Below are 26,329 nucleotides of genomic sequence, written 5' to 3'. Positions count from 1 at the left end.
GTCAAATAATTGAACAGCACGGCATAAATACGTTCAAGTAGCTTGACCCGCCATCAACTCGCGCGGCTCACGCCGGCGGCTCTGCCTCCAGGAAGGCGCGCAGCCCGTCACCCCTCCCAACCATGACCGCAGGCTACGGGCATCCGGTCCAGTGACGCCGTGGGGGGCGTCGGCTGCCCCGACCGAACGGCGCGGCAAGCCGGCGGGTCAGCGGTGCCGCACCCACACGTTCGGCTCCACCAGCGTGCCTCGATCAGCGCCGTGATCGATCACCAGTGGCGCGAGGGCCCCGGGGACGACATAGCTGCCGGACGCGGGGAGGGGGAATCCCACCCACTCCTCCCACTGTGCGACGGAGCCCTCCATCGTCATGGAATGCTCCGCGGCAGCCAGCACCCGCGCGCCCGAACGATGGTGCGTCCTCAGCCACGGGTCCAAGGGAGCACCGTCCGCCCGCGCCCAGGTCATGAACTCACCCATCGGGGTGAGCGGATAGCGCGCCTTCAGCGGCGGCCGCACCGGGGCGATCACGCGCGCCAGACCGGCGCGCTCCGCCGCCGACGCGAGTCGCGCCAGCACCTCCGCTGCCAGACCACGCCCCTGCAGATGCCGGCGGACCTGTGCGGCCGCGATCACCAGCGTGTCAGCCCTGCCACCCGTCTCGTACAGCGCGACGGCCCGCACCAGCGAGCCGTCGTAGCCGGTGGGCAGGTCGTCGCGCGACCCGTCCCACCGCACCGGCACGCCCCACCCGCCTGCCACGATCCGGTCGTCGCCGTCGACGAGGAGGAGGTTCAGTTCGCCGAACCACCGCCGCACCCGGTCCATGTGCTGATCCGCGACCGGGTCGTGGAAGATGAACTCCGGCCACTCCTCGCCGAAGATCCCCTCCGCCTGCCCGTGCAGATCGGGACGGTCATCGAAGAGATACGTCTGCAGATCCACAGCGCTGGAGCGTACGCCGCACCGAACGCCGGGTGCCGGGATTTTCGGCGTCGCCCTGTGGCGCCGGTGGTGGCCGGTACCGCACGAGGGGTGTGCGGAGCGCGGGGCGGTTAGCATCGCGAAGACCACTTCCGGACGAACGGAGTTCACCCGTGGGCCACCTGCGCATCGGGGTTGCCGTCCTCACCATGGGCGACCGGCCCGCCGAACTCGATGCGTTGCTGGCCTCGGTCCGCGCGCAGGATCTGCCGCCGGCGCGGGTCGTCGTGGTGGGCAACGGGTCCCCGCTGCCGGCGCTGCCGGACGGGGTGACCGGGGTGGTCCTCCCGGAGAACCTGGGGGTGGCGGGTGGTCGCAACGTGGCCCTGCAACGGCTGCGGCAGTTCGGGGATGTCGACGTGGTGGTCGACCTGGACGACGACGGGCTGCTGATCACGGCCGATGTCTTCCGCCGTTTGGCGGAGCTGTACCGCCGGGACGCACGGCTGGGCATCGTGTCGTTCCGGATCGCGGACGAACTCGGCCGCACCCAACGGCGGCACGTGCCGCGGCTACGGGCGTCGGACCCCATGCGCGGTGGCCTGGTGACGACGTTCCTCGGCGGAGGGCACGCGTTGTCGATGCGGATGCTGGAGGAGGTCGGCGGCTGGCCGGACGCGTTCTTCTACGCCCATGAGGAGACGGACCTGGCGTGGCGGGCGCTGGATGCGGGCTGGCGGATCCGGTACGCGCCGGAGCTGGTGCTGCAGCACCCATGGACGTCACCGACACGGCATGCCGTGTTCTACCGGATGGTGGCCCGGAACCGGGTGTGGCTGGCCAGGCGGCGTCTCCCGACCCCCTTGGTGCCGGCGTACCTGGGGGTGTGGGCGGTGCTCACGGTGCTCAAGCGGCCGTCACCGGAGGGGCTTCGGGCCTGGTGGGGCGGCTTCATGGAGGGTGTTCGCACGCCGTGCGGGGCGCGGAGGCCCATGCGGTGGCGCACCGTCGCGCGGATGACCGCCCTGGGCCGCCCCCCGGTGGTGTGATGTGATCACCCAGGGCCCGGCGACGGGCTCCGGTGACAAGCACGACAGGAAAGGTGCCGCCATGAACGACCAGGTCAGCCCCGCCCGCCGCCCCGGCGCGGTGAGCGTCCTCGGAGGGCCCACCACGGTGATCGACATCGGCGGGCTCCGCCTGGTGTCGGACCCCACCTTCGACGACCCGGGCGACCACGGGTACCTCACCAAGACGGCGGGGCCCGCCGTCGGCGAGGACGCCCTGGGGCCGGTGGACGCGGTCCTCGTCAGCCACGACCTCCACCCCGACAACCTGGACACCCGCGGCCGGGCCTTCGCCCTGGGCGCGCCGCTGGTGCTGACCGGGCCCGCCGCCGCGCGGCGGCTGGGCGCCCCGGCCCAGGGGCTGTCGGCCTGGGACCGCGTGGAGCTCCCCCGCCCGTCCGGAGGCACCGTCACCGTGCACGCCGTCCCCGCCCAGCACGGTCCCGACGACGGCGAACGCGACGAGCAGGGTCATGTGAACTGCGAGGTCACCGGCTTCGTCCTGACGGGTGACGAGCTGCCCACCGTCTACGTCAGCGGCGACAACGCCTCGCTCGCGGTGGTGGCCGAGATCGCCCGCCGCATGCCGCCCGTCGACGTGGCCGTCCTCTTCGTGGGTGCGGCGCGCGTCCCGTCGAAGATGCGCGGCCGGCCTCTGACGCTGACCGCGCAGCGGGCCGGCGCCGCCGCCTCCGTACTGGGGTCCCCGATCGTCGTCGCCGCCCACTGCGACGGATGGGCGCACTTCAGTGAGACCCGCGCCGACATCGAGCGGGCCTTCGACGACGCCGGGCTCGTCGCGCGGCTGCGCACCGCGGGCAACGGCGAGTGGATCGACCTGGGTCAGGCGGTCGCCCAGCGCTGACCGGTCGGCACTCGCACCGCCCATGACGACCTGGCTTTAATTTGTGCATTTAGCCGTGGTAGCTTCTGGTACGGCAGGGGGACGGGTCGACCGATTGAGACGACCGGTCACTTTCATCCTGGGTGACCGTGTTTTCAGCCGCTACGGGCAACGCGGCGGTCGGCGGCCCGTTCCGCTGTCGACGGGCCCCGGAGAAATCTCGGGCGGTGATGTCGAGAACCCGTGGCCGGCTCCGTCCCCGGGGTGAAGGCGGCCACAATGGGTCGCACCGGCACCAGGGAGAACCACGATGGCCAAGTACCTGCTCCTCAAGCACTACCGCGGCGCACCGGCCGCGGTGAACGACGCGTGCATGGACCAGTGGACGCCCCAGGAGATCTCCGACCACGTCCAGTACATGCAGGACTTCGCCGCCCGCCTGGAGAAGACCGGCGAGTTCGTCGACGGCCAGGCCCTCGCCCCCGAAGGCACCTGGGTCCGCTACGACGGCGAAGGCCGCCCGCCCGTCACCGACGGCCCCTTCGCCGAGACCAAGGACCTCATCGCCGGCTGGATGATCATCGACGTCGACACCTACGACCGCGCCGTCGAACTCGCCGGAGAACTCTCCGCCGCACCCGGCGCCGGCGGCAGGCCCATCCACGAATGGCTCGAACTCCGCCCCTTCCACGCCGCCCCGCCGGCCCCCTAGGCCCGGTCGTCACATGCCCTCCCCCAACCTTCGGCCGGGGGTGCCCCACGCCGCGTTGTCGAATCGTCCGAGTAGCCCACTACCAGGACGGCTCTCCGCCTTGCGATGCACCGCACCAGGGGGCACCCCCAGCGAAGCTGGGGGAGCTCATGTGACGACACGACCCAGCCCGACGACCCACGCCAGGGCAGGCCCGCCGAGGGGATCCGCTTCACACGCCGGGCACGTGCCGCACGTCGAACTGCGCGTCCGCGACGATCCACAGGAGCGCACCGGCATCGAAGGCGATGAGGAACGAACCGTCGGCGACCACCTCGACGTCCGTGACGGACTGACCGAACAGGTCGAGCACCGGGGCGAGGGCGGAGCCCGTTCCGGGGTGCATGTCGTGGTACTGGCCGTCGTCGTCCCGCAGGCGGAACCCCGTTTCCAGGACCAGCTCCGTGGTGACGCCTGACGTCTCACCTCCGTCCGCAGGGGCGAGACGCAGGCGCACCCGGTCGTCGCACGACGTGTCCTGCACCCAACTGCCGACCAGCGCTTTGAGGCTCTTCACCGCATGACTTCCACATCGCTCTGATGGCCCGGCAGGTGCTCCTGTCGAGCAGGGCACCCCCGCGGTATGCCGCTCGGACAGGCCGCCGGGCTCGGGGAACCGCCACAGATCCGGGGCTGGTGCCGCCACCCAGGGCTGACAACGTTGTCCACCCTACCTCGAACCCTCAGCCGGCTCGTAGATGATAACGATCATCCAGCCGTCCTCTCAAGCTCACGCTCCGTGGCCGTCCGGCCGCACCACCGGACGCCCCTCGAGGATGGCGCGTCAGTGGTGGTGGCCGTGCCGGCCGAGGGTCTCCACGGGGGTCGCGCCCGGGCGGGTCCACTGCGGCACGGGGCGGCTGGTCGGGCCCCAGGTGGCGTTCCCGTCCGCGTCCGAACGCCAGGACCAGCAGGCGTCGCCGCCCTTCGGCCAACCCTCGGGCTTGTCCTCCCATGCCTCGCCGCGACCGTAGGGCGTCATGTCGAGCAGGCCCATGGACCCGTTGACCGCTTCGTTGCCGCGCCCCGTCGTGGAGTAGGTGAGGAACACCCGGTCGCCGTCGCGCAGGAAGCAGGTGAGGTACCCCATGCTGCCGCCGGCCGGCCCGTCCACGTCGCGCACCGAGTACCAGGGCTGGGTGTAGCCCATGAACTCGACGTACGGGGCCACCTCCTCCCACCTGCCCGTGGTCAGGACGGCGAACGAGACGCCGCGGGCGTTGAGGTAGACGGCGTCCCTCAGGTGCCAGGCCGTGGTCGTGCAGCCCTCGCACTGCCCCTGGTGCGGCGCGCCGTCGTGCCACATGTGCTTGTAGACCACGAGCTCGTCGCGGCCATGGAACAGGTCCAGGAACGGGACCGGGCCGTCGGGTCCGACGACCTCGACCGTCCCGTCGAACTCCACCATCGGCAGCCGGCGGCGCGCCGCGGCGAGGGCGTCGCCCTCGCGGGTGTGCGCCTTCTCGCGGAGCAGGAGCTCGTCACGGGCGGCCTGCCAGGTGGCCAGGTCCACGACCGGCGGGCGGCCGGGCAGCGCGGTGGTCGGGTCGTCCGGTGCGGTCGTCATGGTGTCCTCCGTGGTGTCTGGTGCCGGGCAGCGTCGTACGGCCGTCGAACGGCGTCCTGCGACGGTCACCGGAACAGACTCCCGCCGCGGCCGGAACTCATCGCGCCGGGCGCGAACACGGCGGCTCCCGGCATCCGCGTGATCCAGCCCACGACGATTCGGGACACGCGGCAGGCACTTCGGGCCGCCGGGCTCCCGAGCGCCTGTTCGTGCGGATCGGAACCGTAACTTCGATATCAGCAGTCGCGCGCTCCCGAGCTGGGGGCGTTTCCGTGGACAGGACCGCGGACCTCCGGCTGCAGTCAGGGTCCGTGAGGTGGACGACAGGAACCTCACCGCCCGCCACCGTCACCTTTGGAGGAGTTCCGCCGATGAAGACCGTCACCCACTGGATCGGTGGCAAGCCCTACGGGGACGCCGCAGGCGCCTCCGGCACCTGGGGACCCGTGACCGACCCCGCGACCGGAGCGGTCACCACCCAGGTCGCGATGGCCGGCGCCGACGAGGTCGACGCCGCGGTCGCGGCGGCGAAGGAGGCCTACGCCACCTGGCGCACGTCCCCGCTCGCGCGGCGGATCGCGATCCTCTTCCGCTACCGCGAACTGCTGGACGCGCGCCGCGACGACCTGGCCGCGCTGATCACCGCCGAGCAGGGCAAGGTCCACGCGGACGCGCTGGGCGAGGTGGCCCGGGGCCTGGAGATCGTCGAGCTGGCCTGCGGGCTGGGCACGGCGCTCAAGGGCGACACGTCCACCGAGGTGTCGGGCGACGTCGACGTGGCGTCGATACGGCAGCCGCTCGGCGTGGTCGCGGGCATCTCGCCGTTCAACTTCCCCGCGATGATCGGCATGTGGATGTTCCCCATGGCGATCGCCTGCGGGAACACCTTCGTCCACAAGCCCAGCAGCAGGGCCCCGTCCGCGTCCATGCTCCTCGCGGAGCTCGCGGCCGAGGCAGGCGTGCCCGACGGGGTGCTCAACATCGTGCACGGCGACGAGGTCGCGGTGAACGCGCTGCTCGACCACCCGGACGTGGCGGCCGTGTCGTTCGTGGGCTCCACGCCCGTCGCCCGCCACGTCTACCGCAGGGCCTCCGCGAGCGGCAAGCGCGTCCAGGCCCTCGGCGGCGCGAAGAACCACATGCTGGTCCTGCCGGACGCCGACCTCGACGCGGCCGCCGACGCAGCCGTGAACGCCGCCTACGGCTCCGCGGGCCAGCGCTGCATGGCGGTCTCCGTGGTGGTCGCGGTCGGCTCGGCGGGCGACGCGCTGGTGCCGCGGATCGCCGAGCGTGCCACGAAGGTCAAGATCGGCCCGGGCGACGACCCGACGTCCGAGATGGGCCCGCTCGTCACCAAGGCGCACCGTGACGAGGTCGCGGCGTACGTCGCGGGCGCGGCCGCCCAGGGCGCCGATGTGGTGCTCGACGGCAGGGACTTCACCGTCGAGAGCCGCGAGAACGGGCACTGGATGGGCATCTCGCTCCTCGACGACGTCAGCACCGACTCGGACGTCTACCGGAACGAGATCTTCGGCCCCGTCCTGTGCGTGCTCCGCGCGGAGACCTACGAGGAGGCCATGCACATCATCAACGGCTCCCCGTTCGGCAACGCCAGCTCGGTCTTCACCCGCGACGGCGGTGCGGCCCGCCGGTTCCAGTTGGAGGTCGAGACCGGCATGGTCGGCGTGAACGTCCCGATGCCGGTCCCGGTGGGTTACCACTCCTTCGGTGGCTGGAAGGACTCGGCCTTCGGCGACCACCGCATGTACGGCAGCGAGGCCGTGCACTTCTACACGCGCGGCAAGGTCATCACGAGCCGCTGGCCGGACCCCGCCGAGCTGACGGCCGGCTGACGCCCTGAGCTTCCCCTCGTCCCGCTGACCGCCCCCCATACGCGGCCGCACCGGCTCCCCTTCCGTGCCGGTGCGGCCGCCGGCCCTTCCCCGCGGTGACCCGACCGACAAGCCGCCCGGGCACGGCCCGCGTTCGCTCATGCCGCGACACGGACCCGCGGTTCCACCGCGAGTGCGGAACCCGGCAGCGCGCAGCGCCGCACCAGGTCCTCCAGGAGGCTGGTCCCGGCCGCCCACCGCACGATCGCGTACCCCAAGACGCAGCCGAGGGTGTTGACGAGCACGTCGTTGACGTCGGCGCCCCGGTAGTTGTTGAACACGACGCACCCGAGGACCTGCGACACCTCGATCGTGAAGCTGAAGACGGCGCCCGCGACGGCGGCCCGCCGCCACGAGGTGACGCGTCCCGACAGCAGGGGCAGCAGCATGCCCAAAGGGATCGTCATGACCACGTTGGGTACGGCGCTCGGGTCGAGCGAGATCAGGAGCAGCCAGTTGATCTGGTCGTACCAGACGATCTCGTCCGCGTACCTGCCGTACATGATCTGGAACGGGAAGAAGGTCAATCCGAGGACGCCCGCGAGGTACACCGCCGTGACGACCCGGATCGGCACGTACCGCCAGCCCCACCCGGCCCCGCCCTTCCCGCGCAGCGCCCGTACGGCGAGGAGGACGCAGAAGGCGGCGACCAGGGGCACGAAGACCGGCAGCGCCTCGAACCGGAGGTTGACATCACCCATGAACTTTTCTCTCCAGGTACGTGTGAACGGCGGCCGATCCGCCGGGCAGTCGGGGTACCGACGTGGACGACTCTGCGGGAGCCGCACGGGTCGGCGGATCCGGCGAAAGGCAGATCTTGCGCCGTCGGCTCTGTCTTTCGGCCGACTGACGCGATGAGGCGGCGCGCCCGCGACGGCGATCCGGTCCGGCCCCACGAACCACAGGTCAGCGGGGTGCCGGACGTGACGGACCCGACGTGGATCGCCGGACCCGTGGCATGCTCCTGCTGTGATGGACCGCGAAACCCTGCCAAGCGCCGCGCCTGCCCGCGGCGATTCCACCCGCCCCTCCCCGTGGACCTTCGTGCGGCGTGCTCTGTCCTGGGCGGCATGGCTGGTGTGGACGGCGGTCCTCTGTGAGGCGCTGTGGTTCGACTGGGGAGCCGGTCTGTCCGGGACGCGGGGCGTCGAGCTCACCAAGCTGCTCGTCGCGCTGTTCGCCGTGACCGCGGTCGTCCTCTCACCGTGGCTCGGGGCGCGGACGCTCCCCGTGGTCGCCGGTCTGACGGGTGCGGCATCCCTGACGGTGTCGGCGGCCCTGCACGCCGGGGCCGGCGGTACGGCCGATGCGGACGTGGCACTCGGCTTCGCCGAGCCGGCGGCGCTGTTGTGGCTGCTCCTGCTCGTCCCCGTGCGCGCACGGCGGTGGTGGGTGTCATGGGCCGTCCCGCCGTTCCTGTGGGCCGCGATCGTGCTGCGGCCGGTCTCGGTCGATCCGGGGGACACCACCGTCACCGTCGCCCTGTTCTTCGCCGTGGGTGCCACGGCGGTGGCAGGCGCCGGCGCCGCCTGGCGCCTGGTCCGGGCGGACCGGCGAGGCCGCGCGGAGACGCTCCGGGTGGAACAGCGCACCGAGTTCGCCCGCGACCTGCACGACTTCGTCGCCCACCACGTGACCGGCATCGTCGTCCAGGCGCAGGGGGCACTGGCGATAGCCGAGCGGCGACCCGAGCTCGTACGGCCCTCGCTCGAACGGATAGAGCAGGCCGGGGCGGAAGCGCTGGCCTCCATGCGGCACATGGTGGGCATGCTCCGCGACCCCAGCGGGGACGAGCGGGACCCGGCCCTGGCGCCGCTGGCGGGCATCGCGGAACTGCCCGCGCTCGTCGAGGGGTTCGCGGCGGTGGGCGGCGCGCGGGCCCGGCTCGCGATGGAGGGCACGTTCGACGACCTGCCCGTGGAGGTCGGCACCACCGCGCACCGCGTGGTGATGGAGGCACTGACCAACGTGCGCAAGCACGCCCACCGGTGCACCGAGGTGCGCGTCGAGGCGGTACGGACGGCGGACAGCGGCGTCGCCGTCCGGGTCGTCGACGACGGAAGGGTACGCGGCGGCCGCCACCACGCCGGCGGCGGCTTCGGGCTGAAGGGCCTGACCGAACGGGTCACCCTGATCGGCGGACGGGTCCACGCGGGCCCGGCCCCCGGGGGCGGCTGGAGCGTCGAGGCCACCCTGCCGCCGGTCCCTGTCACGGCGGGAGCTGCCCGATGACGATCCGTGTGCTGATCGCCGACGACCAGGTCATGGTGCGGGCGGGGTTCGCGATGCTGCTGTCCGCCGAGGACGACATCGAGGTCGTCGCCGAGGCCTCGGACGGACTGGAGGCGCTGGAACTCGCCGCGCGGCACCGCCCCGACGTCGTGCTGATGGACATCCGCATGCCGCGCCTCGACGGGCTCGAGGCGCTGGCTCGCCTGACCCGCCCCGGCGTGGTCGATCCACCGAAGGTCGTCGTCGCCACGACGTTCGACGACGACGAGTACGTCCATCGCGCCCTGCACGGCGGCGCCTGCGGGTTCCTCCTCAAGGACTCCGGACCTGCCCTGCTGGTGGAGGCGATCCGTGCGGCGGCCTCGGGCGAGGCACTGGTCAGCCCCTCCGTCACCGTACGTCTGCTGGAGAAGCTGAGGAACACCGCGACCACCCGGCGCACCGCGCAGAGCGCGCTGTCCGGCCGCGAAGGGGAACTCGTCCGCCTGGTCGCCCGGGGACTGACCAACGCCGAGATCGCCGCGGCGCTGTCCATCTCGGTCGGCACGGTGAAGACGCACCTCGCCAACGTGCAGACCAAGCTGGCCGCCCGCAATCGCGTGGAGATCGCCGCCTGGGCGTGGGAGTCCGGTCTCCTCGAACGGCGTTGACGAGCCGGGACCGGGACGGCCTGGTCAGGCGGTCAGTTCCGGCTGGGCCGCCGTTGCGGTGAAGGGGGCGTGGCGGATGTACCACTCGGTGGCGAGCAGTCGCTCCCGGGCATGTGGTGGAAGGCCTGCGATCACCCCCGGCACGGCTCCGCGTTCGACCTCGGAGCGGTGCGCCAGCACCGCCGCGACCTTCTGCGTCATCCAGGGACGGACATCGACGGTCGCGGTGACCTGTTCGTCCGGGACGCTGTACATCGCCTTGCGCGCACCGAACAGATCGTGCAGCGCCGGTACAGCCGAGCGCGGGTGGGTGGCCAGGTACAGGGCACGCGGCTGCCAGGGGGCACCGGCATCCGGGTAGAGCTGCCCGAGCCCGGCCGGGACAACGCCGTGGCGGAGATCGATGACGGGACGGCTCTTGGCCCGTCACAGGCTTCCGGGCTCACGCGTCAGCCCCTCGATGAAGGACCGGAAGTCAGGGGCAAGGTGCAACTCCGCTTGGAGTTCCGCGTCGAACCAGGTCACGGAAGGCTCTTCGTGGCGGCCGCAGGCCCGGTAGTCCAGCCCGATCCAGCAGGGGCCGTCGCCCGAGACCAGCACCACCGCGGTGGGGAGCCCCCATTCCCGGACCAGGTAAGGGCTGTCGAGCATGGAGAGTGCCGCCGAGCGGTGCCCGATGCCCATGAGGACGTCGACCGGGACGTGATCGGCACTCCACGAGGTCGGCTCGCTCGTGGGGAAGGCGTTCCGGTCGGCCGTCACCGCGCCTCCGTTCTGCCGGCGCAGCAGATCGAGCAGGGACCCGGGGAGCGTGACGCCCAGCGAACGCTCGGCCTCCACGATCAACGGGTCGGTCAGGGGCTCCTGAATTCCGTACTGGCCCTCGGTGTCCCACAGGGAGCGGCGAAGGTCCTCGAAGCGTGCCATGGCCGGCATCGTAGGAGCTCTGATCCTGATGCGGTGTTTCGTCGCATGGCGGCCCGGGACGGGCGGCCCGGTCGCCGTGGGAACACGGGCTCCGAGCACCCAATAGAATCCTGGCATGCTGCTTTTCCACTTCACGCGGCCGGAGCTGTGGCCGCTGATCCTGGCAGACGCAGAGATCAAAGCGACCTGGCCGGCGGCTCAGGAGGACGGGCAGGAGCTGGCGGGGACCGTGCACCTCACGTCCGATCCCAGCCCCGCCTCGCTCCCCGGCCCCTTCCGGGACTGCACGGTGCGGTTCACCGTGGAAGTGCCGGCCCCGGAGGCACAACGGTGGCACGCGTGGGCGGGCACCCGGCTGCCGGCCCAGACTGTCCACGTGCTGACGGCGACGCACTTCGGGGAGCGCCCCGACGAGTGGTTCGTCGTGGAGCGGGCCATCCCGTCGGCGGAGTGGGTGTCGGTCGTGGACCTGCAGGTGCAGAAACCCCTGTGGCCCCGGCCGTAGACGTCCACAGCCCGAACAGGGCGGGGCGGGACTCGGTCTCGCCCCGCCCTGTTCAGGTGTTCCCGGCCGTGCCCGTCAGCGCAGCGTGTACGCGGTGGGGATGGTCTGCCTGACGGTGTTGCCCTTGCTGTCGGTCGCGCTGATCCGCAGTCCGACGCCCTTGGCGGCCCGGTCCCGCCGAGGGTTCTTGATCGTCGTGGTGAAGGTGTTCTTTCCGGTGGCCCGGGCGGCCGCCGGGTGCCAGGTCTTGCCCCCGTCGAAGGTGGTCTCCGCCTTCAGGGACGTCACCTTGGGCAGGGTGGTGAGGCTTTCCTGGTAGTAGCCGACGACGGTGATCTCGTGGTTCTCCCCGGCCTTGACGGTGTTGTCCAGGGCCAGGTCGAAGTCGTAGCGCAGGAAGATCAGCGGCTCCGGGCGGCAGGCCGCCTGGTTGCTGCCGACCACCTCGCCGATGCACGGGCTGAGCTTCGGGGCGTCGTCCTTGGTCGCCTTGGCGGAGGTGTACTGCCACACCGTCTTGACGTCGTTGGTCTCCGCCTCGAACGTGTACCGGGCCGACTTCGCCGGAAGGTCGTAGGAGACGAGGTCACCGCCCTTGCAGCCGGAGAGCGCCAGCATCGCCGCGGCTGCGAGCACCATGAGGGCTGCCCCTCTGCGACGCCGTGCCGATGGCACAGGGGTGTTCATCGTGTCGGTCTCCTTAGCGGTGTCGAGTGCCATCACAGGGTCGCCCAGGTCTCGTCCGGGAGGTGCTGCGTGTGACGCTCGATCTCGTCACCGGACGCGTTCAGCAGCTTGAAGTCGCAGGTGGAGTCGAGGTTCGGAACGGTGGGCGAGGGAACCGTCCCGCAGGAGGGGATCTCGAGGAACTCGTGCTGGAGCAGCTCGTCGCCGACGATGCCGATCAGGGCCTGGCGGCCGCCGCCGCTGCCCGTCAGGTAGACGGTGGGGTAGAAGGTGTCGCCCTGCCGGCAGCCCGAGCACGGTCCGGCCTCGACCGAGAAGCCGGACTCGGTCCGCACCTGCGGCACGGCTCCCGGTACGGCAGGCCCCGCGTTCCAGTGGATCTCGTCCCTGCCGGTGAGGACCACGTCGTTCATCTCGGTGCGGTTGCGCGCCAGGAAGGAGTCCGCTCCGACCTCGGCCCATGAGGCGGTGAACCGGCTGATGGCGTTGTCCTCCCGCTTGACGAAGGTGGTCATGGTCTGCCGCGTGGACGGGTGCGGCAGGGACACCTGCGACGTGACGGGGGTGGCCTGCAGGGACTGCTTCCAGCTCAGCTGGTGCACCTCACCGGGCCGTGACGCGTGGAAGGAGAGGTCGACCCGGTCCAGATCGCCCTTCCCGACCTTGTAGGCGTTCGACCGGATCTGTCCCTCGTCGTGGTACCTGGCGGCGTACGCCCTCGGCACGACGCTGCCGCCGAGGCTGATCTCGACGTGCTTCCGGTCGGCCTTGATCCGCTTGATCAGGCCTTCGGCCTCGGCGTAGGGCACGCTCACGATGGGCAGTGCGGCGTACGGCTGGATCGCCGGGCAGCTCTGCGGCCCGTCCACGCACTGGTCCAACTCCGAGGGACGGCCCAGCGAGGTGAGGCCCGGTGCGGCGACCAGCACGCCGACGGCGCCGGCTTCGGCGGCGGCCGCCACCCGCTCGTCCCGGAGCTTCGCGTAGTCGCAGGTGCCCTGACAGATGTCGGTCGGTGTCAGCAGTACGAGCTTGCCCCGGGCGTCGACGTCCGCGAGTTCGGCGGCGGTCCCGCTGCCGGCGTGGACCACCGGCAGGTGTCCCTTGACCGGCAGGCGGGGAACGTGGATCGCGGCTTCGCGGGTGCTCGGGTCCCCGTTGTCGCGCAGCCACGCCTGCGTCTCGGTCAGCCCGCCGTCCGGGGTCACGTAGCGTGCGGACAGGCCGGCGGGGGCACCGCCGCCTGTGGCACGCAGGGTGACAACGGGAGTCGTCCGCGAGCTGTAGAAGTCGTGGGTGAAGGTACCCTCGCTCACCTTGCCGGTGGGCAGCACCCACCAGTTCGGCTCCCCGGCCTTGTAGTCGTACGTGAGCGCCGTGCCCGTCGTCCATGCCCCGGTCGCCGAGACCCGGTTGACGATGTCGGTCGCGTTGTAGGTCTCGGTGGACTCCGGGTACTGCACGCTCAGCGGCTTGGCCTTGCGCAGGTCCAGCGTGACCGTGCTCGCCTTGGTGAGGCTCACCTCCGGTGCGATCGGCTGGGCCTGCTGCCACTCGCCGGTCGCGTCCCGCCAGGTGACCGGCATCTGCACCGCGTAGGTGCCGCGGAAGAGCTGCTCGGTCACGGTGTCCGCGCCGACTTCGAAGACCTGGCCCGCGTGCAGGTGGACCTGGTCGTCGACCGGCATGAAGGTGGCGGTGCCGTAGCGGACGTCGGTGGCACCCGCCGGGGGCACGACGTTCAGGGTCAGCGGGAACTTCTGGGCTTCGACGAAGGTGTGGATGCCCGAGCTCAGCCGTATCGCGCCGGAGTCGTCACGGGCGCTCAGCACTCCGTTGTAGCCGCCGTGGGCCCCGGCGGTGCCCAGCACGCTGCCGTCGAGCGTCACCGACACCTCGGCGGACCCGCCTGCGGGAACGACCACCGTGTCCGAGCCGAGGGTGAACAGGCCTGCCGCGGCCGGCTTGCCGTCGGCGAAGGAGACCGGCATCGTCAGATGCAGCGTGGTCGCCTTGTCGCCGCGGTTGGTGTACGTGATCTTCTTCGTCACCGCCGACTGCGGGTAGGCCAGGCGGCCGAAGTTCAGGTTCCCCTTCGGGACGATCTGCGGGTTGGTCGCGGTCGCCAGGTCCACCAGGCCCCTGCCCTGGGCGTACATGTCGTGCCCCAGGTCGCTTGCGGTGTCCATCAGCAGCGCCTTGATCTGCTGACCGGTCAGCTCCGGGTGCTGCTGGGCGACGATGGCCGCGGCGCCGGCCACGTGCGGTGTGGCCATCGAGGTCCCGTCGGCCGATGTGTAGTACTCGTCCACCACGGTGCCCATGGCCGTGCCGGCGGCGCGTGCCGCGACGATGTCGACGCCCGGAGCCGCGATGTCCGGCTTGGCGGCGCCGTCCCCGATCCGCGGTCCGCGGTTGGAGAAGGTGGCCATCTCGCCGCTCTTGTCGACGGCCGCCACGGTCAGGGCGTCGTCGGCGGAGCCCGGGGCGACGACCTTCTGGGCGACGAAGCCGGAGTTTCCGGCCGCGACCACGAACAGGGTCCCGGTGGCGCGGCTGAGTTCGTTGAGCGCCTGGCTCATCGGGTCGGTGCCGTCGGTGGGTTCACCGCCGAGGCTCATGTTGACGACCTTGGCCCCCGAGTGGGCGGCCCAGTCCATGGCCGCGATGATCCCGTCGTCGGGGCACTGCCCGTTGTCGTCGCATACCTTGCCGACCAGCAGCTTGGCGCCGGGGGCGACGCCCTTGCGCAGCCCCTTGGACGCGGCGCCGCTGCCGAGGACCGTGGACGCCACGTGGGTGCCGTGTCCGTGCCCGTCCTTGGTGCCCGTGGGACTGCCGGTGAAGTCGACCTGCCCGGCGATGCTCCCGGACACGTCCGGGTGGGTGGCGTCGATGCCGGTGTCCAGTACCGCCACGGTCACGCCGGTGCCGTCGTAGCCGCGTTCCCAGGCGACGGGCGCGCCGATCTGCGGCACCGACTGCTCGAGGTCGACATGCGACATGCCGTTGAGCCAGACCTTCTTGACCCCGGCCAGGGAACCGGCGGACCGGGCGGCGGCGGACGTGGAGGCGGTCTTGCCCCCTACCCCCTGCCACCACCTTCCGCCGTCGGCGATCTTCATCGACCGGCCGTTGATGCTCGGGAGCGCCCTGCCGCCCGACGCCCCGGCGACCTTCCGGGTCTTGTCGGCGCCGGCCGTTCCGGTGTAGGTGACGAGCACCGGCACCGCGTCGCCCTTGCCCGCCGCGACGAGCGTCACCAGCTGGGACAGGTCGAAGAGCCCCCAGTCGAGCAGTCCCTTGCCGACCAGCGCGAGGGCGTCGTCCGGCACGACGTACACCTTGCCCTGGCGGGTGATCGTGTGGAACACGACCGGGGGTCCATCGGGCCGATCCGCGCTGTCGATGTCGCGGACGACGGGCTTGCCGTCGTCGTCGACGCCGACGTGCACCTTGTCGCCGGTGATCAGCGTCACCGGGACGGACCCGCCGGACGCGGAGACGATCCGCGCCAGGTCGTCGTTCGCGATCATCGTCGGGCTGTTCGTCCGTACGACCCCGGGAAGCGGCGACTTCCGGGTCGGCTCGGCAGCCTGGGTCGCCGTGGTCGACACGACCATGCCGAAGACGGTCAGACCGACGGTCACCGCGCCCAGGCGTCTGCCGAGACGCTTCCTTGAGCTTCGCCTCATCTATGGGTCTCCTGTGAGATGAATGACGGGGGATATCGGGGGAGGTTCGGCGTGGGGACGTGCGGGGCGTCGGCGATCGGACTCCCGGTGCGCGAGGACCCGCACCCCACCAGGTGGACTGGCTCGGGTGACGCCTCGCGCCACGGGCGATCACGGTCCGCCCCTGGGCCTCCGCGCTAGAGCGGTTCGTACTCGCCGGCAACGGCGGCATCACCCGCGTCCTCGGTGGTCGGGGCGTCTGCCGGGTCGGCCTGCGGTCCTGCCGGTACCGGTCCGTCCTTCGCACGGCGTGCCGAAACGGCCGGGTCATCTGCCGGTTCGGGTGTCAGCGGTTCTGCGGGCAACATGGGGACGAGTGTGCAACCGGGCCCGACTCCGCCTCGATTGGTCAGATGCGGGATTTAACTCGTCGTTCGCCCGCAGGCCCTTTTTTTCGTCCCGGGCGACGACGGTGAATTCACTCGTCGCCCGGCGGTGTTTGCCCCTGCTCGCCCACGAGTCCCAACTCCACGACCCTGAGGGCGAGTCCGGTCCGCGACGTTACCTGCAGTTTGCGCATGGCCGACTTCACCTGGCTGGCCACGGTCTGCGTCGACACCACCAGCACGTCGGCGATCTGCCGGTTCGTCCGGCCGTCGAGCAGCAGGCGGGCGACTTCCAGCTCGCGCGGGGAGAGGTGGTTGCCGTAGCTGGGCCGTCCCCGGCCGCGCGTCTCTCGGGTGTCCCCACCCCGCTCGTTCAGGGTCCGTGCCACCCGGTCGGCGTCGTGGTGGGCGCCGAGCTCCGACAATGCCCGCCGGACGTCGGCCAGCACCGGCAGAGCGGCCTCGTCCCGGCCGTCGGCGAGCAGGCAGCGGGCGTGGCGCTCCCGTGCGAGCAGGGCGTCGTAGGGGCGCGGCAATGCCTGCCAGGCGTCGGCCGCCCGGGCGAACAGCGAGGCGGCGTCGGTGAGCCGGCCCTCGGCTTCGGCCAGGATGGCGCGGCACAGCACCACGGACGCCCGCGGCGCCGGGGCGTCCCTGTCCCCCAGGGCCCCCTCGAAGGTGTCGGCCAGGTCGGCGGCGCGGCCGACCTGACCGGCGGCCACCAGGGCCGCGACCCGTGCCGGGGCGAACTCGACGGCCCGGGACCAGATGCCCCCGCTGACGGCGATCTCGGCCGGCTGGTCGGTGAGGCGGAGCGCCTCCTCGACCTCGCCGTCGCGCAGGCACAGCTGCGCCAGCGCGGCCGCGGCCTCGATGCGTTGCTGGTCGTCACGTCCGGCGAAGCGCAGGCGTGCCTCCGCGGCCTGCCGGTCCCCGGCGGCGGCCTCGATCAGGCCCGCCACGAGCGCGGCCTCGCAGCGGTCCTTCAGCCGTACGCCGCCGTCGTCGTCGACCAGCCGCGCCGTCCGCTCGGCGAGTCCCGGCCAGGCGCCGGTGAACCAGTCCAGGTGGGCCCGGGAGGAGGCGATGCTGTCGAGGTAGTCCAGGAGCTGGTGGCGCTCGGCAAGTGCCTGGGCCGTGGCCAGCCGTGCCCTGGCCTCGTCGTACCGGCCCCACCGCGTCGCCTCCTCGCCGACGTTCGTGTGGCCTATCGCGACGATGGCCGCCGCCCGGGGATCGGAGACGTCGTCCGGGATCTGCCGGGCCGCGTCCCAGCCGGCCTCCTCGCCGAGCATGAGCAGCGCGAAGGCGCGTTCCACGAACAGGCGCAGCCGGTCGTGGGAGGCCATCGCCTGGGCCAGCGGAGGTGCTTCCTGCAGCCACCGCAGGTGCTCCGCGACCGGGCGTGCGTTCCCCAGGGGCAGGGCGAGCAGGATGCGGGCGCGCGGCGCCTCCGGCGAGTCCGGCGCGAGATGGGGCACCGCTCGCAGGATCTCGAGGCGGCCCGCCTCGATCTCTCCCGCCACCATGAGGACCCGGCCGACCTGGAAGCGGACCAGAGCCTGCTGCCGCGGCGTCAGGACCTGGCTGCCGAGGGCGGCTCGCAGCGCGTCGATGGTCTTCGAGTACGGGTCGGAGCCGGGCAGCGCCTGGAACTGGATCTTCGTCACCAGCCGTACCAGCGGTTCCGCCGGGAGGGCCACGGTGGTCACCAGGCTGTGCAGCAGCAGCGCCGAGGTGGCCACGTCTCCGGACTGGACGCAGAGGTCGGCCGCCTGCTCGGTGTACCGGCACGCGGCGTCGACCTCGCCGGCCAGCCGGAAGTGCCGGGCCAACTGCGCCACCGGCGGCATCGGCCATCGCTCCAGTGCCCGGCCCGCGCGCAGGTGCATGGCGCGCCGCTCCTCGGCCGGGATGGCGTCGTACACGGCGTGGCACGCCAGCGAGTGGCGGAACGACCACTGTCCGGGCCTGTCCTCACGCAGCAGGCCGCAGCCGAGCGCTTCGGCCGCTTGCGCGGCGAACCGGTCCTCGGGCAGGCCGGTCACCGCCCTCAGGGTCGCGTGGTCGGCCGGGCCGGAGAGCACCGACACCGCGTACAGGACGGTCCGGTCACCGGGCCGGAGCCGCTGGACGCGTTCGAGCATGGCGTCGCGGATCGTGGGCGGCACGTCGATGCGGTCCAGCCGGCGCCGTGCCCACCCGCCGTCCTGGCTGATCAGGTCGGCCCGGTCGTGCATCAGCCGCACCGACTCCTCCACCGCCAGCGGCACACCCTCCGTGCGTGCGTGCAGGAAGGTCGCGAACTCGGTCGAGACGTGGCCGTCGGCCAGCATCGACGAGACGAACGACGCGGTCTCGGGGATGTCCAGCGGCTGCAGTGTCAGCCTGACCAGGTGCGCGTCGGCGGGCGGCCGGGAGGACAGCCGCAACAGCAGCGAGTCGGCGGGCACTTCCTCGCGCCGGTAGGTCAGCACCACGCTCAGCGTCTGCGGTCGGCGGGAGACCAGGAACAGCAGGAACTCCAGCGTCGCCTCGTCCGCCCAGTGCACGTCCTCGATCGCCAGCACCGCGACGTCGAGCCGTCCGAGGACCTCGACGAACGCGCGGAACAGCCGGTGCCGGGCGGCGCTCGCGTCCTCCAGTGGCTCCGGCGCGGGAGGCAGGTCGTCGGCCCACTCGGGGAACAGGGGCCGCAGCGCACCGCCCAGCCCGCTCAACCCCAGGGTGACAACGTTGTCAACGCCGTCGCGCACCGCGTCGACGACCGCCCCGAGCGTGTACGGCACCCGCAGCTCCGGGCAGGCCCCGACGAGGGCACGACGTCCCTGCTCGGCCTGCGACCCCAGGAACTCGCGCAACAGCCGGGTCTTGCCGATGCCCGCCTCACCGTCGAGCAGGACGACCGCGGGGGTCGGCCCGAGCGCCCCGCCCAGGGCGGCGAGCTCCCGCTCCCGGCCCACGAACCGCGGCCCGGAGAGCGCCGGATGCCGACCGGCTTCGGTCTGGGTCCGTCCAGCCACCGTCCGCTCCCTTGATCGATCAGCGCCACGCCGGTGCTGACTTTATCCGGGAGAGATCATTTGGGTGGCGGTATCGGCTCGGACAGCTGAACGACGGGCGATCCCGCGGGCTCCTCGCACGGGGTCACCATCGCCGTCGGGCATGTTCCCGGCGCCGACGCGGTGCCTGCCGGTCGCCGGGCACGCCGACACGCGCAGGAGGGCCTCCTCACGTCACCCGGATGGGCTAATCGCACGGCGCCCGCGGACGTCTCGTGCTGGCCTGGAGGGGGGTGTACGAGCGAGGCGACACCATGTGCGACCTGCGGCAACAGTACGTCGGCCCCACCCCATCGCCGACCGGCGCAGCATCCGAAATCGCCGCGTGTCGCCCGCACAGACCACAACCACGGGAGTAACCCATGGCTGACCCCACGAAGAGCAGCGGCGGCGGCATGATGGACGAGCTGCAGGCACTGCTCGAGGGTGCGACGAAGCTCCTGAGCGACAGCGGCCTGAAGGGCGTCGTCGACTCATGGCTCGGCAACGGTCCCAACGAACCGGTCACGACGAGGCAGATCGAGGACGCGTTCGGCGCCGACAAGGTGGCCGAGGCCAGCAAGCAGGCCGGCGTGAAGCCCGACGCCCTCGCCGCCGAACTGCCCGAGGTCATCGACAAGGCATCTCCCGACGGCAAGATCGACATACGCAGTAGCAGCATCGAGCCGTCCTCCATCGACGCCCGCAAGGAGTCGGTCATCGACGTGCTGGGCCACACGATCGAGCGCCGCGGGTGACCACCCGCGACGACCGTCGCAGGGCCGGCGCTCACCCGTAGCGCCGGCCCTGTCCGTTCCGGATCACGGAGCCGGAGCAGCCCTTTCCGCACCCGCGGCAACTCGTACGCGTTGAAGGCGGTAGAAGAGGTGGTCGTCGTGGAGTGAGGGGGCGGGAAGACGTGGACGTGTACGAAGCCGTGGACAGTCGCCGGGCGGTGCGGGCGTTCAGCGACGCGCCGGTGTCCAAGGAGACGCTGGAGAGAGTGCTGGCCGCGGCGACGCGGGCTCCGTCGAGCGGCAACCTCCAGCCCTGGCATGTGTATGTCGTGACCGGCGAGCCCTTGGCCGAGCTGAAGCGGCGCGCGACGGCCAGGGCACTGGCGGGAGACCCGGGTGACGATCGGGAGTACCCCATGTACCCGGCCGAACTGACCTTTCCCTATCTGGACCGCTTCTCCGCCGCGGCCGCCCAGCGGTACGAAGCACTGGGGATCGAGCGCGACGACCCCGACAGGCCCAGGAAGATCGCGGCCTTGAACTCGGAGGCGTTCGGGGCGCCGGTCGTCCTGTTCTGCTACCTCGACCGGACGATGGGGCTCGGACAGTGGGCCGACGCGGGGATGTACCTGCAGACGGTCATGCTGTTGCTGAGGGCGGAAGGCCTGCACAGTTGCCCCCAGGTGATGTGGACCATGTACCGCAGGACCGTCAGCCAGGCCGTCGGGGCGGGCGACGGCCTCGTGCTGTTCTGCGGCGTCGCGGTGGGCTTCGAGAGGGTGGGCGTGCCTCGACTGCGCACGGGCCGTGCGGACATCACGGAGACGGTGAGCTTCGTCGGGGCGCCGTCCAACGGTCCTCGCCCGTGAGTCCGAGCAACCGTATGCGGCGCTGCAGCCCGACCGACGCGCCCGACTCACGGAGCCGGGCTGCACCGTGACCGAGGAGCCAGGCGACGTCGAGTCGGCGACGTGCGGGATGGTCGGCGAGATGCATGATGTGCCCGGCCTTCGAGGGACTCCGCGCGGCTTCCGCTGGGCGAAGATCACTACGTTGGTCGATCGGGCTCCTTGCACACGAACGGGGCGGCGTACTCCGACAGCTGTCGGTGTACGCCGCCCTGGGGTGTGGCACGTTGCGGGAGACGGCCCGCGTCGCCATGGCGGTTGCTTCGCGTCCTGGTTGGAAGTGACTACAGGCTGCGGGCGGTGATGTCGCCGTACGAGGTGGTCGCCTGGATGTCCAGGTCGGCGGCGTCACCGTCGGTGTTCTTGAGGGCGTTGTGGATCCGGCCGTAGGCGGTGCCGGCGTCCAGGGAGGCGGAGGCTCCGCGTGCGGCGCCCACCGAGATCCCGCCGTGCTCGGTCCGCAGTGTGACGGTGCCGCGTACGGCTTCGGCGATGAGGAGGTCGCCCTTCTGGGTGCTGATCTCGGCGGGGCCGCCCAGGCGTCCGACGGCGATGTCGCCGGCGAGGACGGAGATGCGGGCGCTCTCGGCCTCGTCGAGCTTGACCGTGGCCTGCTGGCCCTCGAAGACGACGTCGCCGAGCCGTCCCACGCCGCGGAGTTCGGCAGCGGCCGCCTTCGCCTCGATGCGGGAGCCGGTGGGCAGTTGGACCGTCACGTCGACGGAGCCGGATGCGCCGAGGACCCGGTTCTTCGCCGCCGGGAGCTCGATCCGCAGCACGCCGTCGCGGTAGGCGACCTCGGCCTGCTCCGCCGCCTTCACGTCGCGGCTCTTCGAGGCGTCCGCGGGCAGGACCTCGACGGTGGCGTCGGCCCGGTCGGCGGCGATGAACCGGATGCGACCGGCGGGGACGTCGAGGACGGCCAGGATCGGGGCGGGGGTGTCGAACTTGTGCATCGTGCTCTCCTTCGTCTCCATCGGGCGCCGATGCGTCCCGGTGTTTCTGACAACGGAAACGCTACGTTGCGTTCGCTGATGCGGCAACAGACTTGTTGCACAACTAGCGCATCATCGCAGGTCATTGGGGAGAATTCATTGCAATGGTTGTGGACGCAATGCAACGCCTTACCCTCAGGGCATTGCAATGGATGAAGGGTGAACGCTACAGAGAAGACCCTGCGGGCCGCGAAGTAGGCCGCGATGGCCGGGAGGCCGACCCGCCACCCGGGAGCCGGCCGCGCCGCGGAGCAGGCCTACGACAGCTGCTACGCGGCGCAGCCCGCGACACTTTCGGGCGGCACCTGAGAGCCAGGCCCACATCCCCGATGAACGGCGGGCCTCGATCGGCACACGGCCCACCGGTCGCTACGACCTCAGCCCGTCGCGGCCCGGCGCCAGGCGGAGGCGAGGGCGATGCGCTGGAGTTGCCGCGTGGTCAGGACGGGTTCGGCCCGGGACGCGGGCAGTTGGTAGGCGGGCGGGTTGACCGCGGTGATCACCACGCGCAGGCCGTCGGTGCGCAGCGTGTCGACGGTCCATTCGACGGCGCCTGCTCCACCGTGTGACGACGGAACCGTGTGGATGCCGACGCGAGTGCCGTCCGGGAGCGTGCGGGCGGAGCGGAACAGCTCGCCGAGGGCGGGGCTCCCGGGCTTCCACTGCTGGACGTTGACGGCGATGAGGCTCTTGCCCCGGCCGTCGTCGGCTGTGAGGTGGCCGAAGCCGAGGGACCCGTCCTGCTGTGCGATGCGCAGCGCCGGGGGCAGCAGGTCGGCAATGGTGTCGGTGATCTGACGGCCGGTCATCCTGGGGACGAGCGACGTTCCGGGTGGAGCGGTCCATGGGACGGGCGTGGCGGACAGGACGGGCTTCCAGGCGGGGGAACCGGCGATGGCCGCGAGGTCCTTCGCCGTCAGGGGAGGCGGGGACTCCCCGGTCGTCGGGCTCCCGGTGGCACCAGGGGCCTGTGAGACGAACACCTGGGTGCCGTCCTTGTGGGTGAGCAGCGTGGTCAGCACTGCCGCCCCCGATGGTCGCTTCTCGTCCGCCGGGGACCGGTCCTGCGCGAGCAGGGCTCCGTCGGACAGCCGGGCCTGCGTGCAGTGGCTGTACGGGTGGTAGGCCGAGTCGGGGCACGTCGAGAACTGCTCGGGTACCGGAAGCGAGTACCGGTTCACGGTGACCGTCAGCCGTGCCGCCCGTCCGCCCCTGGTGAAGACCACCTGGGCGGAGGGCGGCCGGCCGGTCTTGCCGTCCGGTTCCTGACCGTGCTGCTCCGAGAGGGTGCCCTCGGGCAGCACGGTCCTCAGGATGTTCAGCATCTGCCGAGCCGACCCCTGGGTGGGCGCGGAAGCGTCGGGCTGCTTTCCCGTGTGCGGGGAGCCGCATCCGGCGAGCGCGAGGACTGCCAGGCCGGCTGCGAGGAGCGTCCTCGCGGCCGGCCCGCGCGTTCCCCTTGCCGGGGTGCCGGCCGCCGGCGGCAGGTCGTGCCTGCGGGGCGGCGGCCCTTGACCGTCCGAGTCGCCCTTTCGTGACGGGGAGCCGGACGGTCGCACGGTGGGACGTTCGCGCTTCATGGGGTCGGTCGACATCGCTTCAGGTCAGATTCCGGGGTGGGAGATCGAGCTGATGGCGTCGCTGTACGGGTAGCTCAGGTTGCTCCACTTCGAGTTGGGGGCCCAGTAGCCGTAGGTGCCCTGGAAGTTGTAGTCGTTCCAGGTCTCCATGGCCTGCGTGCCCGTCCGCAGCGACTGGATGTTGTCGTTGAGGTCGATGCTGATGGTGGTGATCTTGGCCAGGCGGGGTACGTCCTTGTAGCCCCGGCTCGCGCCGTTGGTGCAGTTCGCGAAGCCGGGATCCCTGCACAGGCTCCAGTTGCCTTCTCCGGCGGCCGGTGCGGCGGCGGCGGAGCCGGCGGCGGCACCGAGGACGCCGACGGTCAGTGCGAGTCCGGCAGTGGCCCCGAGCAGGCCCTTCATGAGGCTTTGCATGAAACGTTCCTTGTCAACGGTCATCGCGTGGGCTCGCTACAGGGCGGCCCACGTCGTGAATTACTTGCAGCGACAAGCATATGGGGAGTTGTTGCTGCGTCAAGTTCTTTGTGCGGGCGGCCACTTCGGGGGCAGCTCGTCGGTGCCGCGCATCGGGGGCGGGGCCTGGCGATGTCGCCCCGCGTCGGCGCGTCCGGCTCAGATCTTTCCCGTGAGCACGCGGATGCGGTGACCCATCACCCGTCCGAAGGCTGCCGTGAAGCGAGGGTGGAGGGGCGGCCGGTCGTCGAACCGGAAGCCCAGGTGGGCGAAGGCGAAGTAGCGTCGCCGACCTCGAGGGGTCCATCGCGTTCTACTCCACACTGCTGAACGTCGCCGCTCCGCGGGCTTTTGCCCGTGTCGTGGCGCCATGTACGCGACCCGCGACGGCCGTACGGGGGCAGGCGTTTGACCATACGATTGTCCTGGTGATCCTCATCGCGAACGGCGGGTGGACGGAAGAGGGATGTGATGGCGTCACCCGGATTCCCAAGGCTGCGGGAACGCGTCAGGGAGTTGTCGGACGAGCAGCGGTACGCGGACGCGTACCGCCTCGTCACCGACGAGGGGCCGCAGTTCACCGAGAACGAATCGGACGTCTACTACCTGCGGTCGTGCGCGGCCGCACGGATGGGTGATGCCGAGCTCGCCGTGGCGCTCTTGCGAGAGGCCCTGGCGCGGGGCCACTGGTACGGCGAAGTGCTACTGCGTCAGTCGCCGTCCTGGGAGTTCTTGCAGGGCACGGCCCACTTCGAGGAGGCTGCGCGTGAAAGCACGGCTCGCCAGCGAGCCGCCTCCGGCCCGTCGCGCTCCCTCGCCATGGGCCACGAGGCCGGGGCGGAGCCGTACCGCGCTGTCGTCGCCCTGCATGGCAACGGCGGGAACGCCCACGAATCGATGAGCGGCTGGCGAGGGGTGGTGGGCGAAGGCCGACTGCTCGTGGCCTTCCAGTCCTCGCAGTGGATCGCACGCAATCGCGCTGTCTGGGACGACGAGGCCGTGGCCCTGCGGGACGTCCGCGAACAGTACGCGGCGCTGACGGCGGATCGCCGGTTGGACCCGGATCACCTGGTCGTCGCGGGCTTCTCCATGGGCGCCGAGACCGCCTTGCGCACGGCGCTCGAAGGGAGTGTCCCGGCGCGTGGCTTCGTCCTGCTGGGGATGGCCGGGCCGCGTACTGCCCACCCTGCGTCCTGGATGCCGTTCATCGAGAGGCGGCACCGGAGCGGCCTTCCGTTGCGCGGCTTCTTCTTGGTGGGCGCGGACGACGACGGCGGCGTGCGGTACGAGAAGCTGTCCGCACTCGCCGGTTTTCTCACCTCGCAGGGAGTCCCCTGCGATGTGGAGGTGCTGCCGGGACTCGGGCACGAGTATCCGGGCGACCTTCTCCCCCACATCAGGCGGGCACTCGCCTTCATCGACCCGGACGACCGGGGACACGCCGTCGCCGACGGTCCTTCGTCTGCTTCGTAGGGCGCAGCGGGACGCCCAGGGGTGCCAGGCGTCACGGCCGGCCGGGCGCTGTTCCCCCACGCGGCGCGCCCGGCCTGCCCTTGCGGGGCGTGCGCCCGCACTCAGCCTTCCGTGACCCGGATGATCGACTTGCCGGGGGTACGGCGCCCCTTGTGGGTGAAGGCTGCGGGTGCCTCGGACAGGGGCAGCACATCCCCGACGATCGGCTTGAGCCGGCCGTCCCGGACCCGCTGGACGAGGTCCGCGAGACGTGCCCGGTCTGCCTCGACGACGAAGAAGACGGCCCGCCCGTCGTCGGGCTGGACGGTTGGTGGCTCCGCGATGGTGACGAGCGTGCCGCCGGCGCGGACCAGCGCCGTCGAGCGTTCGAGGATGTCACCGCCGAACACATCGAGTACCAGGTCGACCTTGCCGACGTCTTCGAGCCGGTCGTTCTGCAGGTCCACGAACGCGTCCGCGCCGAGATCGAGCGCGGTGCTCCTGCCCGCGGCCCGGCCGGTGCCGATCACCCTGGCGCCCGCCTCGCGTGCCAGCTGCACGGCGATCGACCCGACCCCGCCCGTGGCACCGTGGATCAAGACGGTCCGGCCCGTGGTGAGGTGCCCGTGGTCGAAGAGGCCCTGCCATGCGGTCAGCCCGGAGATCGGCAGCGCGGCGGCCACCGTGTGGTCGACGTCCGCCGGGAGCGGAGCGAGATTGCGGGCCTCCACCGCGACGTACTCGGCCAGTGAGCCGTTCCGGGTCCAGTCGGCCAGTCCGAACACCCGCTGGCCCACGGTCAGGCCCGTGGTTCCGTAGCCCAGTTCGGTCACGACGCCCGACAGTTCGTGCCCGGGTACGCTCGGCGTCCGGTCACGGCCGGCCCGGTCGGACCAGGTTCCCGGCCACTCGAGCTCCCCCGGCGTGAAGCCCGCGGCGTGCACCCGTACGATGACGTCGTTCTCGGCGGCGTGCGGGTGGGGCATGTCGGTGAGCGAGAGCCCATCGGCTCCGGCGTTCCGGTCCCGAGCGGTGACGGCTTGCATGACAAGTCCTC

23 protein-coding genes are annotated in these 26,329 nt (G+C 71.5%); 10 read left to right on the top strand and 13 right to left on the bottom strand.

Annotation, left to right across the window (positions count from 1 at the left end; translation table 11 throughout):
• Positions 1 to 207 precede the first annotated feature (207 nt).
• Positions 208 to 945 carry a type 1 glutamine amidotransferase family protein gene (locus tag ACFYYN_RS19055; protein ID WP_500546742.1) on the bottom strand — a complete coding sequence of 246 codons (738 nt, stop codon included), beginning with the start codon at positions 943 to 945 and terminating at the stop codon, positions 208 to 210.
• 152 nt (positions 946 to 1,097) lie between these two features.
• Here ACFYYN_RS19055 and ACFYYN_RS19050 point away from each other — a divergent pair, with 152 nt between their 5' ends.
• The 3 genes from ACFYYN_RS19050 to ACFYYN_RS19040 all read left to right on the top strand — a co-directional run bounded on the left by ACFYYN_RS19050 (position 1,098) and on the right by ACFYYN_RS19040 (position 3,547).
• Positions 1,098 to 1,973, top strand: coding sequence for a glycosyltransferase family 2 protein (locus ACFYYN_RS19050; RefSeq protein ID WP_500546741.1), 876 nt, complete (start codon positions 1,098 to 1,100; stop codon positions 1,971 to 1,973).
• A 61-nt stretch (positions 1,974 to 2,034) separates the two neighbouring features.
• Positions 2,035 to 2,856: an MBL fold metallo-hydrolase gene (locus ACFYYN_RS19045; RefSeq protein ID WP_500546740.1), complete on the top strand. Its 822-nt coding sequence runs from the start codon at positions 2,035 to 2,037 to the stop codon at positions 2,854 to 2,856.
• Positions 2,857 to 3,145: 289 nt separating this feature from the next.
• On the top strand, positions 3,146 to 3,547 hold the full coding sequence (locus ACFYYN_RS19040; RefSeq protein WP_500546739.1) for a YciI family protein: 402 nt from the start codon (positions 3,146 to 3,148) through the stop codon (positions 3,545 to 3,547).
• A gap of 211 nt (positions 3,548 to 3,758) precedes the next feature.
• On the opposite strand, the gene ACFYYN_RS19035 is transcribed toward ACFYYN_RS19040, so the two are convergent.
• The gene (locus ACFYYN_RS19035; RefSeq protein WP_500546738.1) at positions 3,759 to 4,103 is read right to left on the bottom strand and encodes a DUF6188 family protein; all 345 of its coding nucleotides are present in this window, start codon (positions 4,101 to 4,103) and stop codon (positions 3,759 to 3,761) included.
• Between the two features lie 267 nt (positions 4,104 to 4,370).
• Complete coding sequence (locus ACFYYN_RS19030) at positions 4,371 to 5,153, bottom strand: DUF899 domain-containing protein (protein WP_500546737.1); 783 nt, start codon at positions 5,151 to 5,153, stop codon at positions 4,371 to 4,373.
• 371 nt (positions 5,154 to 5,524) lie between these two features.
• Between ACFYYN_RS19030 and ACFYYN_RS19025 the strand changes: the two genes are divergently transcribed.
• Positions 5,525 to 7,006 carry a CoA-acylating methylmalonate-semialdehyde dehydrogenase gene (locus ACFYYN_RS19025; protein ID WP_500546736.1) on the top strand — a complete coding sequence of 494 codons (1,482 nt, stop codon included), beginning with the start codon at positions 5,525 to 5,527 and terminating at the stop codon, positions 7,004 to 7,006.
• Positions 7,007 to 7,143: 137 nt separating this feature from the next.
• Here ACFYYN_RS19025 and ACFYYN_RS19020 read toward each other — a convergent pair whose 3' ends face one another.
• Positions 7,144 to 7,746: a VanZ family protein gene (locus ACFYYN_RS19020; RefSeq protein ID WP_500546735.1), complete on the bottom strand. Its 603-nt coding sequence runs from the start codon at positions 7,744 to 7,746 to the stop codon at positions 7,144 to 7,146.
• A 343-nt stretch (positions 7,747 to 8,089) separates the two neighbouring features.
• On the opposite strand from ACFYYN_RS19020, the gene ACFYYN_RS19015 reads away from it, so the two are divergent.
• Positions 8,090 to 9,277 (top strand): sensor histidine kinase, encoded by a 1,188-nt coding sequence (locus ACFYYN_RS19015; RefSeq protein ID WP_500546734.1) that lies wholly within the window; start codon positions 8,090 to 8,092, stop codon positions 9,275 to 9,277.
• Positions 9,274 to 9,927: a response regulator gene (locus tag ACFYYN_RS19010; protein ID WP_500546733.1), complete on the top strand. Its 654-nt coding sequence runs from the start codon at positions 9,274 to 9,276 to the stop codon at positions 9,925 to 9,927. The genes ACFYYN_RS19015 and ACFYYN_RS19010 overlap by 4 nt, the downstream gene beginning before the upstream one ends.
• Positions 9,928 to 9,951: 24 nt before the next feature.
• Here ACFYYN_RS19010 and ACFYYN_RS19005 read toward each other — a convergent pair whose 3' ends face one another.
• Entirely contained in the window at positions 9,952 to 10,182 is a 231-nt protein-coding gene (locus tag ACFYYN_RS19005; protein ID WP_500546732.1) for a hypothetical protein, read from the bottom strand.
• Between the two features lie 171 nt (positions 10,183 to 10,353).
• On the bottom strand, positions 10,354 to 10,854 hold the full coding sequence (locus ACFYYN_RS19000; protein WP_500546731.1) for an SMI1/KNR4 family protein: 501 nt from the start codon (positions 10,852 to 10,854) through the stop codon (positions 10,354 to 10,356).
• Between the two features lie 115 nt (positions 10,855 to 10,969).
• Between ACFYYN_RS19000 and ACFYYN_RS18995 the strand changes: the two genes are divergently transcribed.
• A complete protein-coding gene (locus ACFYYN_RS18995; protein ID WP_500546730.1) occupies positions 10,970 to 11,359 on the top strand; it encodes a hypothetical protein in 390 nt (129 codons plus the stop codon).
• A 75-nt stretch (positions 11,360 to 11,434) separates the two neighbouring features.
• On the opposite strand, the gene ACFYYN_RS18990 is transcribed toward ACFYYN_RS18995, so the two are convergent.
• The 3 genes from ACFYYN_RS18990 to ACFYYN_RS18980 all read right to left on the bottom strand — a co-directional run bounded on the left by ACFYYN_RS18990 (position 11,435) and on the right by ACFYYN_RS18980 (position 19,129).
• Positions 11,435 to 11,998 (bottom strand): hypothetical protein, encoded by a 564-nt coding sequence (locus ACFYYN_RS18990; protein WP_500546729.1) that lies wholly within the window; start codon positions 11,996 to 11,998, stop codon positions 11,435 to 11,437.
• 80 nt (positions 11,999 to 12,078) lie between these two features.
• The gene (locus ACFYYN_RS18985) at positions 12,079 to 15,741 is read right to left on the bottom strand and encodes a S8 family peptidase (RefSeq protein ID WP_500546728.1); all 3,663 of its coding nucleotides are present in this window, start codon (positions 15,739 to 15,741) and stop codon (positions 12,079 to 12,081) included.
• A 457-nt stretch (positions 15,742 to 16,198) separates the two neighbouring features.
• Positions 16,199 to 19,129, bottom strand: coding sequence for a helix-turn-helix transcriptional regulator (locus ACFYYN_RS18980; protein WP_500546727.1), 2,931 nt, complete (start codon positions 19,127 to 19,129; stop codon positions 16,199 to 16,201).
• 401 nt (positions 19,130 to 19,530) lie between these two features.
• Between ACFYYN_RS18980 and ACFYYN_RS18975 the strand changes: the two genes are divergently transcribed.
• Both ACFYYN_RS18975 and ACFYYN_RS18970 read left to right on the top strand, forming a co-directional pair.
• Complete coding sequence (locus ACFYYN_RS18975; protein WP_499509873.1) at positions 19,531 to 19,905, top strand: YidB family protein; 375 nt, start codon at positions 19,531 to 19,533, stop codon at positions 19,903 to 19,905.
• A gap of 161 nt (positions 19,906 to 20,066) precedes the next feature.
• A complete protein-coding gene (locus tag ACFYYN_RS18970) occupies positions 20,067 to 20,753 on the top strand; it encodes a nitroreductase (RefSeq protein ID WP_500546726.1) in 687 nt (228 codons plus the stop codon).
• Between the two features lie 323 nt (positions 20,754 to 21,076).
• On the opposite strand, the gene ACFYYN_RS18965 is transcribed toward ACFYYN_RS18970, so the two are convergent.
• The 3 genes from ACFYYN_RS18965 to ACFYYN_RS18955 all read right to left on the bottom strand — a co-directional run bounded on the left by ACFYYN_RS18965 (position 21,077) and on the right by ACFYYN_RS18955 (position 23,781).
• Positions 21,077 to 21,748: a DUF4097 family beta strand repeat-containing protein gene (locus ACFYYN_RS18965; protein WP_500546725.1), complete on the bottom strand. Its 672-nt coding sequence runs from the start codon at positions 21,746 to 21,748 to the stop codon at positions 21,077 to 21,079.
• Between the two features lie 416 nt (positions 21,749 to 22,164).
• A complete protein-coding gene (locus ACFYYN_RS18960; RefSeq protein WP_500546724.1) occupies positions 22,165 to 23,112 on the bottom strand; it encodes a hypothetical protein in 948 nt (315 codons plus the stop codon).
• A gap of 279 nt (positions 23,113 to 23,391) precedes the next feature.
• Positions 23,392 to 23,781 carry a hypothetical protein gene (locus ACFYYN_RS18955; protein WP_500546723.1) on the bottom strand — a complete coding sequence of 130 codons (390 nt, stop codon included), beginning with the start codon at positions 23,779 to 23,781 and terminating at the stop codon, positions 23,392 to 23,394.
• A 555-nt stretch (positions 23,782 to 24,336) separates the two neighbouring features.
• On the opposite strand from ACFYYN_RS18955, the gene ACFYYN_RS18950 reads away from it, so the two are divergent.
• On the top strand, positions 24,337 to 25,293 hold the full coding sequence (locus ACFYYN_RS18950; RefSeq protein ID WP_500546722.1) for an alpha/beta hydrolase: 957 nt from the start codon (positions 24,337 to 24,339) through the stop codon (positions 25,291 to 25,293).
• Between the two features lie 101 nt (positions 25,294 to 25,394).
• Here the strand turns inward: ACFYYN_RS18950 and ACFYYN_RS18945 are convergent, their stop codons facing one another.
• Positions 25,395 to 26,318 carry an NADP-dependent oxidoreductase gene (locus ACFYYN_RS18945; RefSeq protein WP_500546721.1) on the bottom strand — a complete coding sequence of 308 codons (924 nt, stop codon included), beginning with the start codon at positions 26,316 to 26,318 and terminating at the stop codon, positions 25,395 to 25,397.
• Positions 26,319 to 26,329 lie beyond the last annotated feature (11 nt).

The organism is Streptomyces sp. NPDC001902, assembly GCF_042891295.1.
Lineage (GTDB): Bacteria > Actinomycetota > Actinomycetes > Streptomycetales > Streptomycetaceae > Actinacidiphila.
The sequence above is the reverse complement of the archived record's forward strand: the minus strand, read 5'-3'. Positions and strand labels throughout refer to the sequence as shown.

Excerpts from the sequence above, each read along its gene's own strand:
- ACFYYN_RS19045 (WP_500546740.1), top strand. The coding sequence starts at position 2,035 with ATGAACGACCAGGTCAGCCCCGCCCGCCGCCCCGGCGCGGTGAGCGTC.
- ACFYYN_RS19025 (WP_500546736.1), top strand. The coding sequence starts at position 5,525 with ATGAAGACCGTCACCCACTGGATCGGTGGCAAGCCCTACGGGGACGCC.
- ACFYYN_RS18995 (WP_500546730.1), top strand. The coding sequence starts at position 10,970 with ATGCTGCTTTTCCACTTCACGCGGCCGGAGCTGTGGCCGCTGATCCTG.
- ACFYYN_RS18975 (WP_499509873.1), top strand. The coding sequence starts at position 19,531 with ATGGCTGACCCCACGAAGAGCAGCGGCGGCGGCATGATGGACGAGCTG.
- ACFYYN_RS19020 (WP_500546735.1), bottom strand. The coding sequence starts at position 7,746 with ATGGGTGATGTCAACCTCCGGTTCGAGGCGCTGCCGGTCTTCGTGCCC.
- ACFYYN_RS19040 (WP_500546739.1), top strand. The coding sequence starts at position 3,146 with ATGGCCAAGTACCTGCTCCTCAAGCACTACCGCGGCGCACCGGCCGCG.
- ACFYYN_RS18945 (WP_500546721.1), bottom strand. The coding sequence starts at position 26,318 with ATGCAAGCCGTCACCGCTCGGGACCGGAACGCCGGAGCCGATGGGCTC.
- ACFYYN_RS18955 (WP_500546723.1), bottom strand. The coding sequence starts at position 23,781 with ATGCAAAGCCTCATGAAGGGCCTGCTCGGGGCCACTGCCGGACTCGCA.
- ACFYYN_RS18960 (WP_500546724.1), bottom strand. The coding sequence starts at position 23,112 with ATGCTGAACATCCTGAGGACCGTGCTGCCCGAGGGCACCCTCTCGGAG.
- ACFYYN_RS18965 (WP_500546725.1), bottom strand. The coding sequence starts at position 21,748 with ATGCACAAGTTCGACACCCCCGCCCCGATCCTGGCCGTCCTCGACGTC.
- ACFYYN_RS19030 (WP_500546737.1), bottom strand. The coding sequence starts at position 5,153 with ATGACGACCGCACCGGACGACCCGACCACCGCGCTGCCCGGCCGCCCG.
- ACFYYN_RS19010 (WP_500546733.1), top strand. The coding sequence starts at position 9,274 with ATGACGATCCGTGTGCTGATCGCCGACGACCAGGTCATGGTGCGGGCG.
- ACFYYN_RS18990 (WP_500546729.1), bottom strand. The coding sequence starts at position 11,998 with ATGGTGCTCGCAGCCGCGGCGATGCTGGCGCTCTCCGGCTGCAAGGGC.
- ACFYYN_RS18985 (WP_500546728.1), bottom strand. The coding sequence starts at position 15,741 with ATGAGGCGAAGCTCAAGGAAGCGTCTCGGCAGACGCCTGGGCGCGGTG.
- ACFYYN_RS19000 (WP_500546731.1), bottom strand. The coding sequence starts at position 10,854 with ATGGCACGCTTCGAGGACCTTCGCCGCTCCCTGTGGGACACCGAGGGC.
- ACFYYN_RS19005 (WP_500546732.1), bottom strand. The coding sequence starts at position 10,182 with ATGTACAGCGTCCCGGACGAACAGGTCACCGCGACCGTCGATGTCCGT.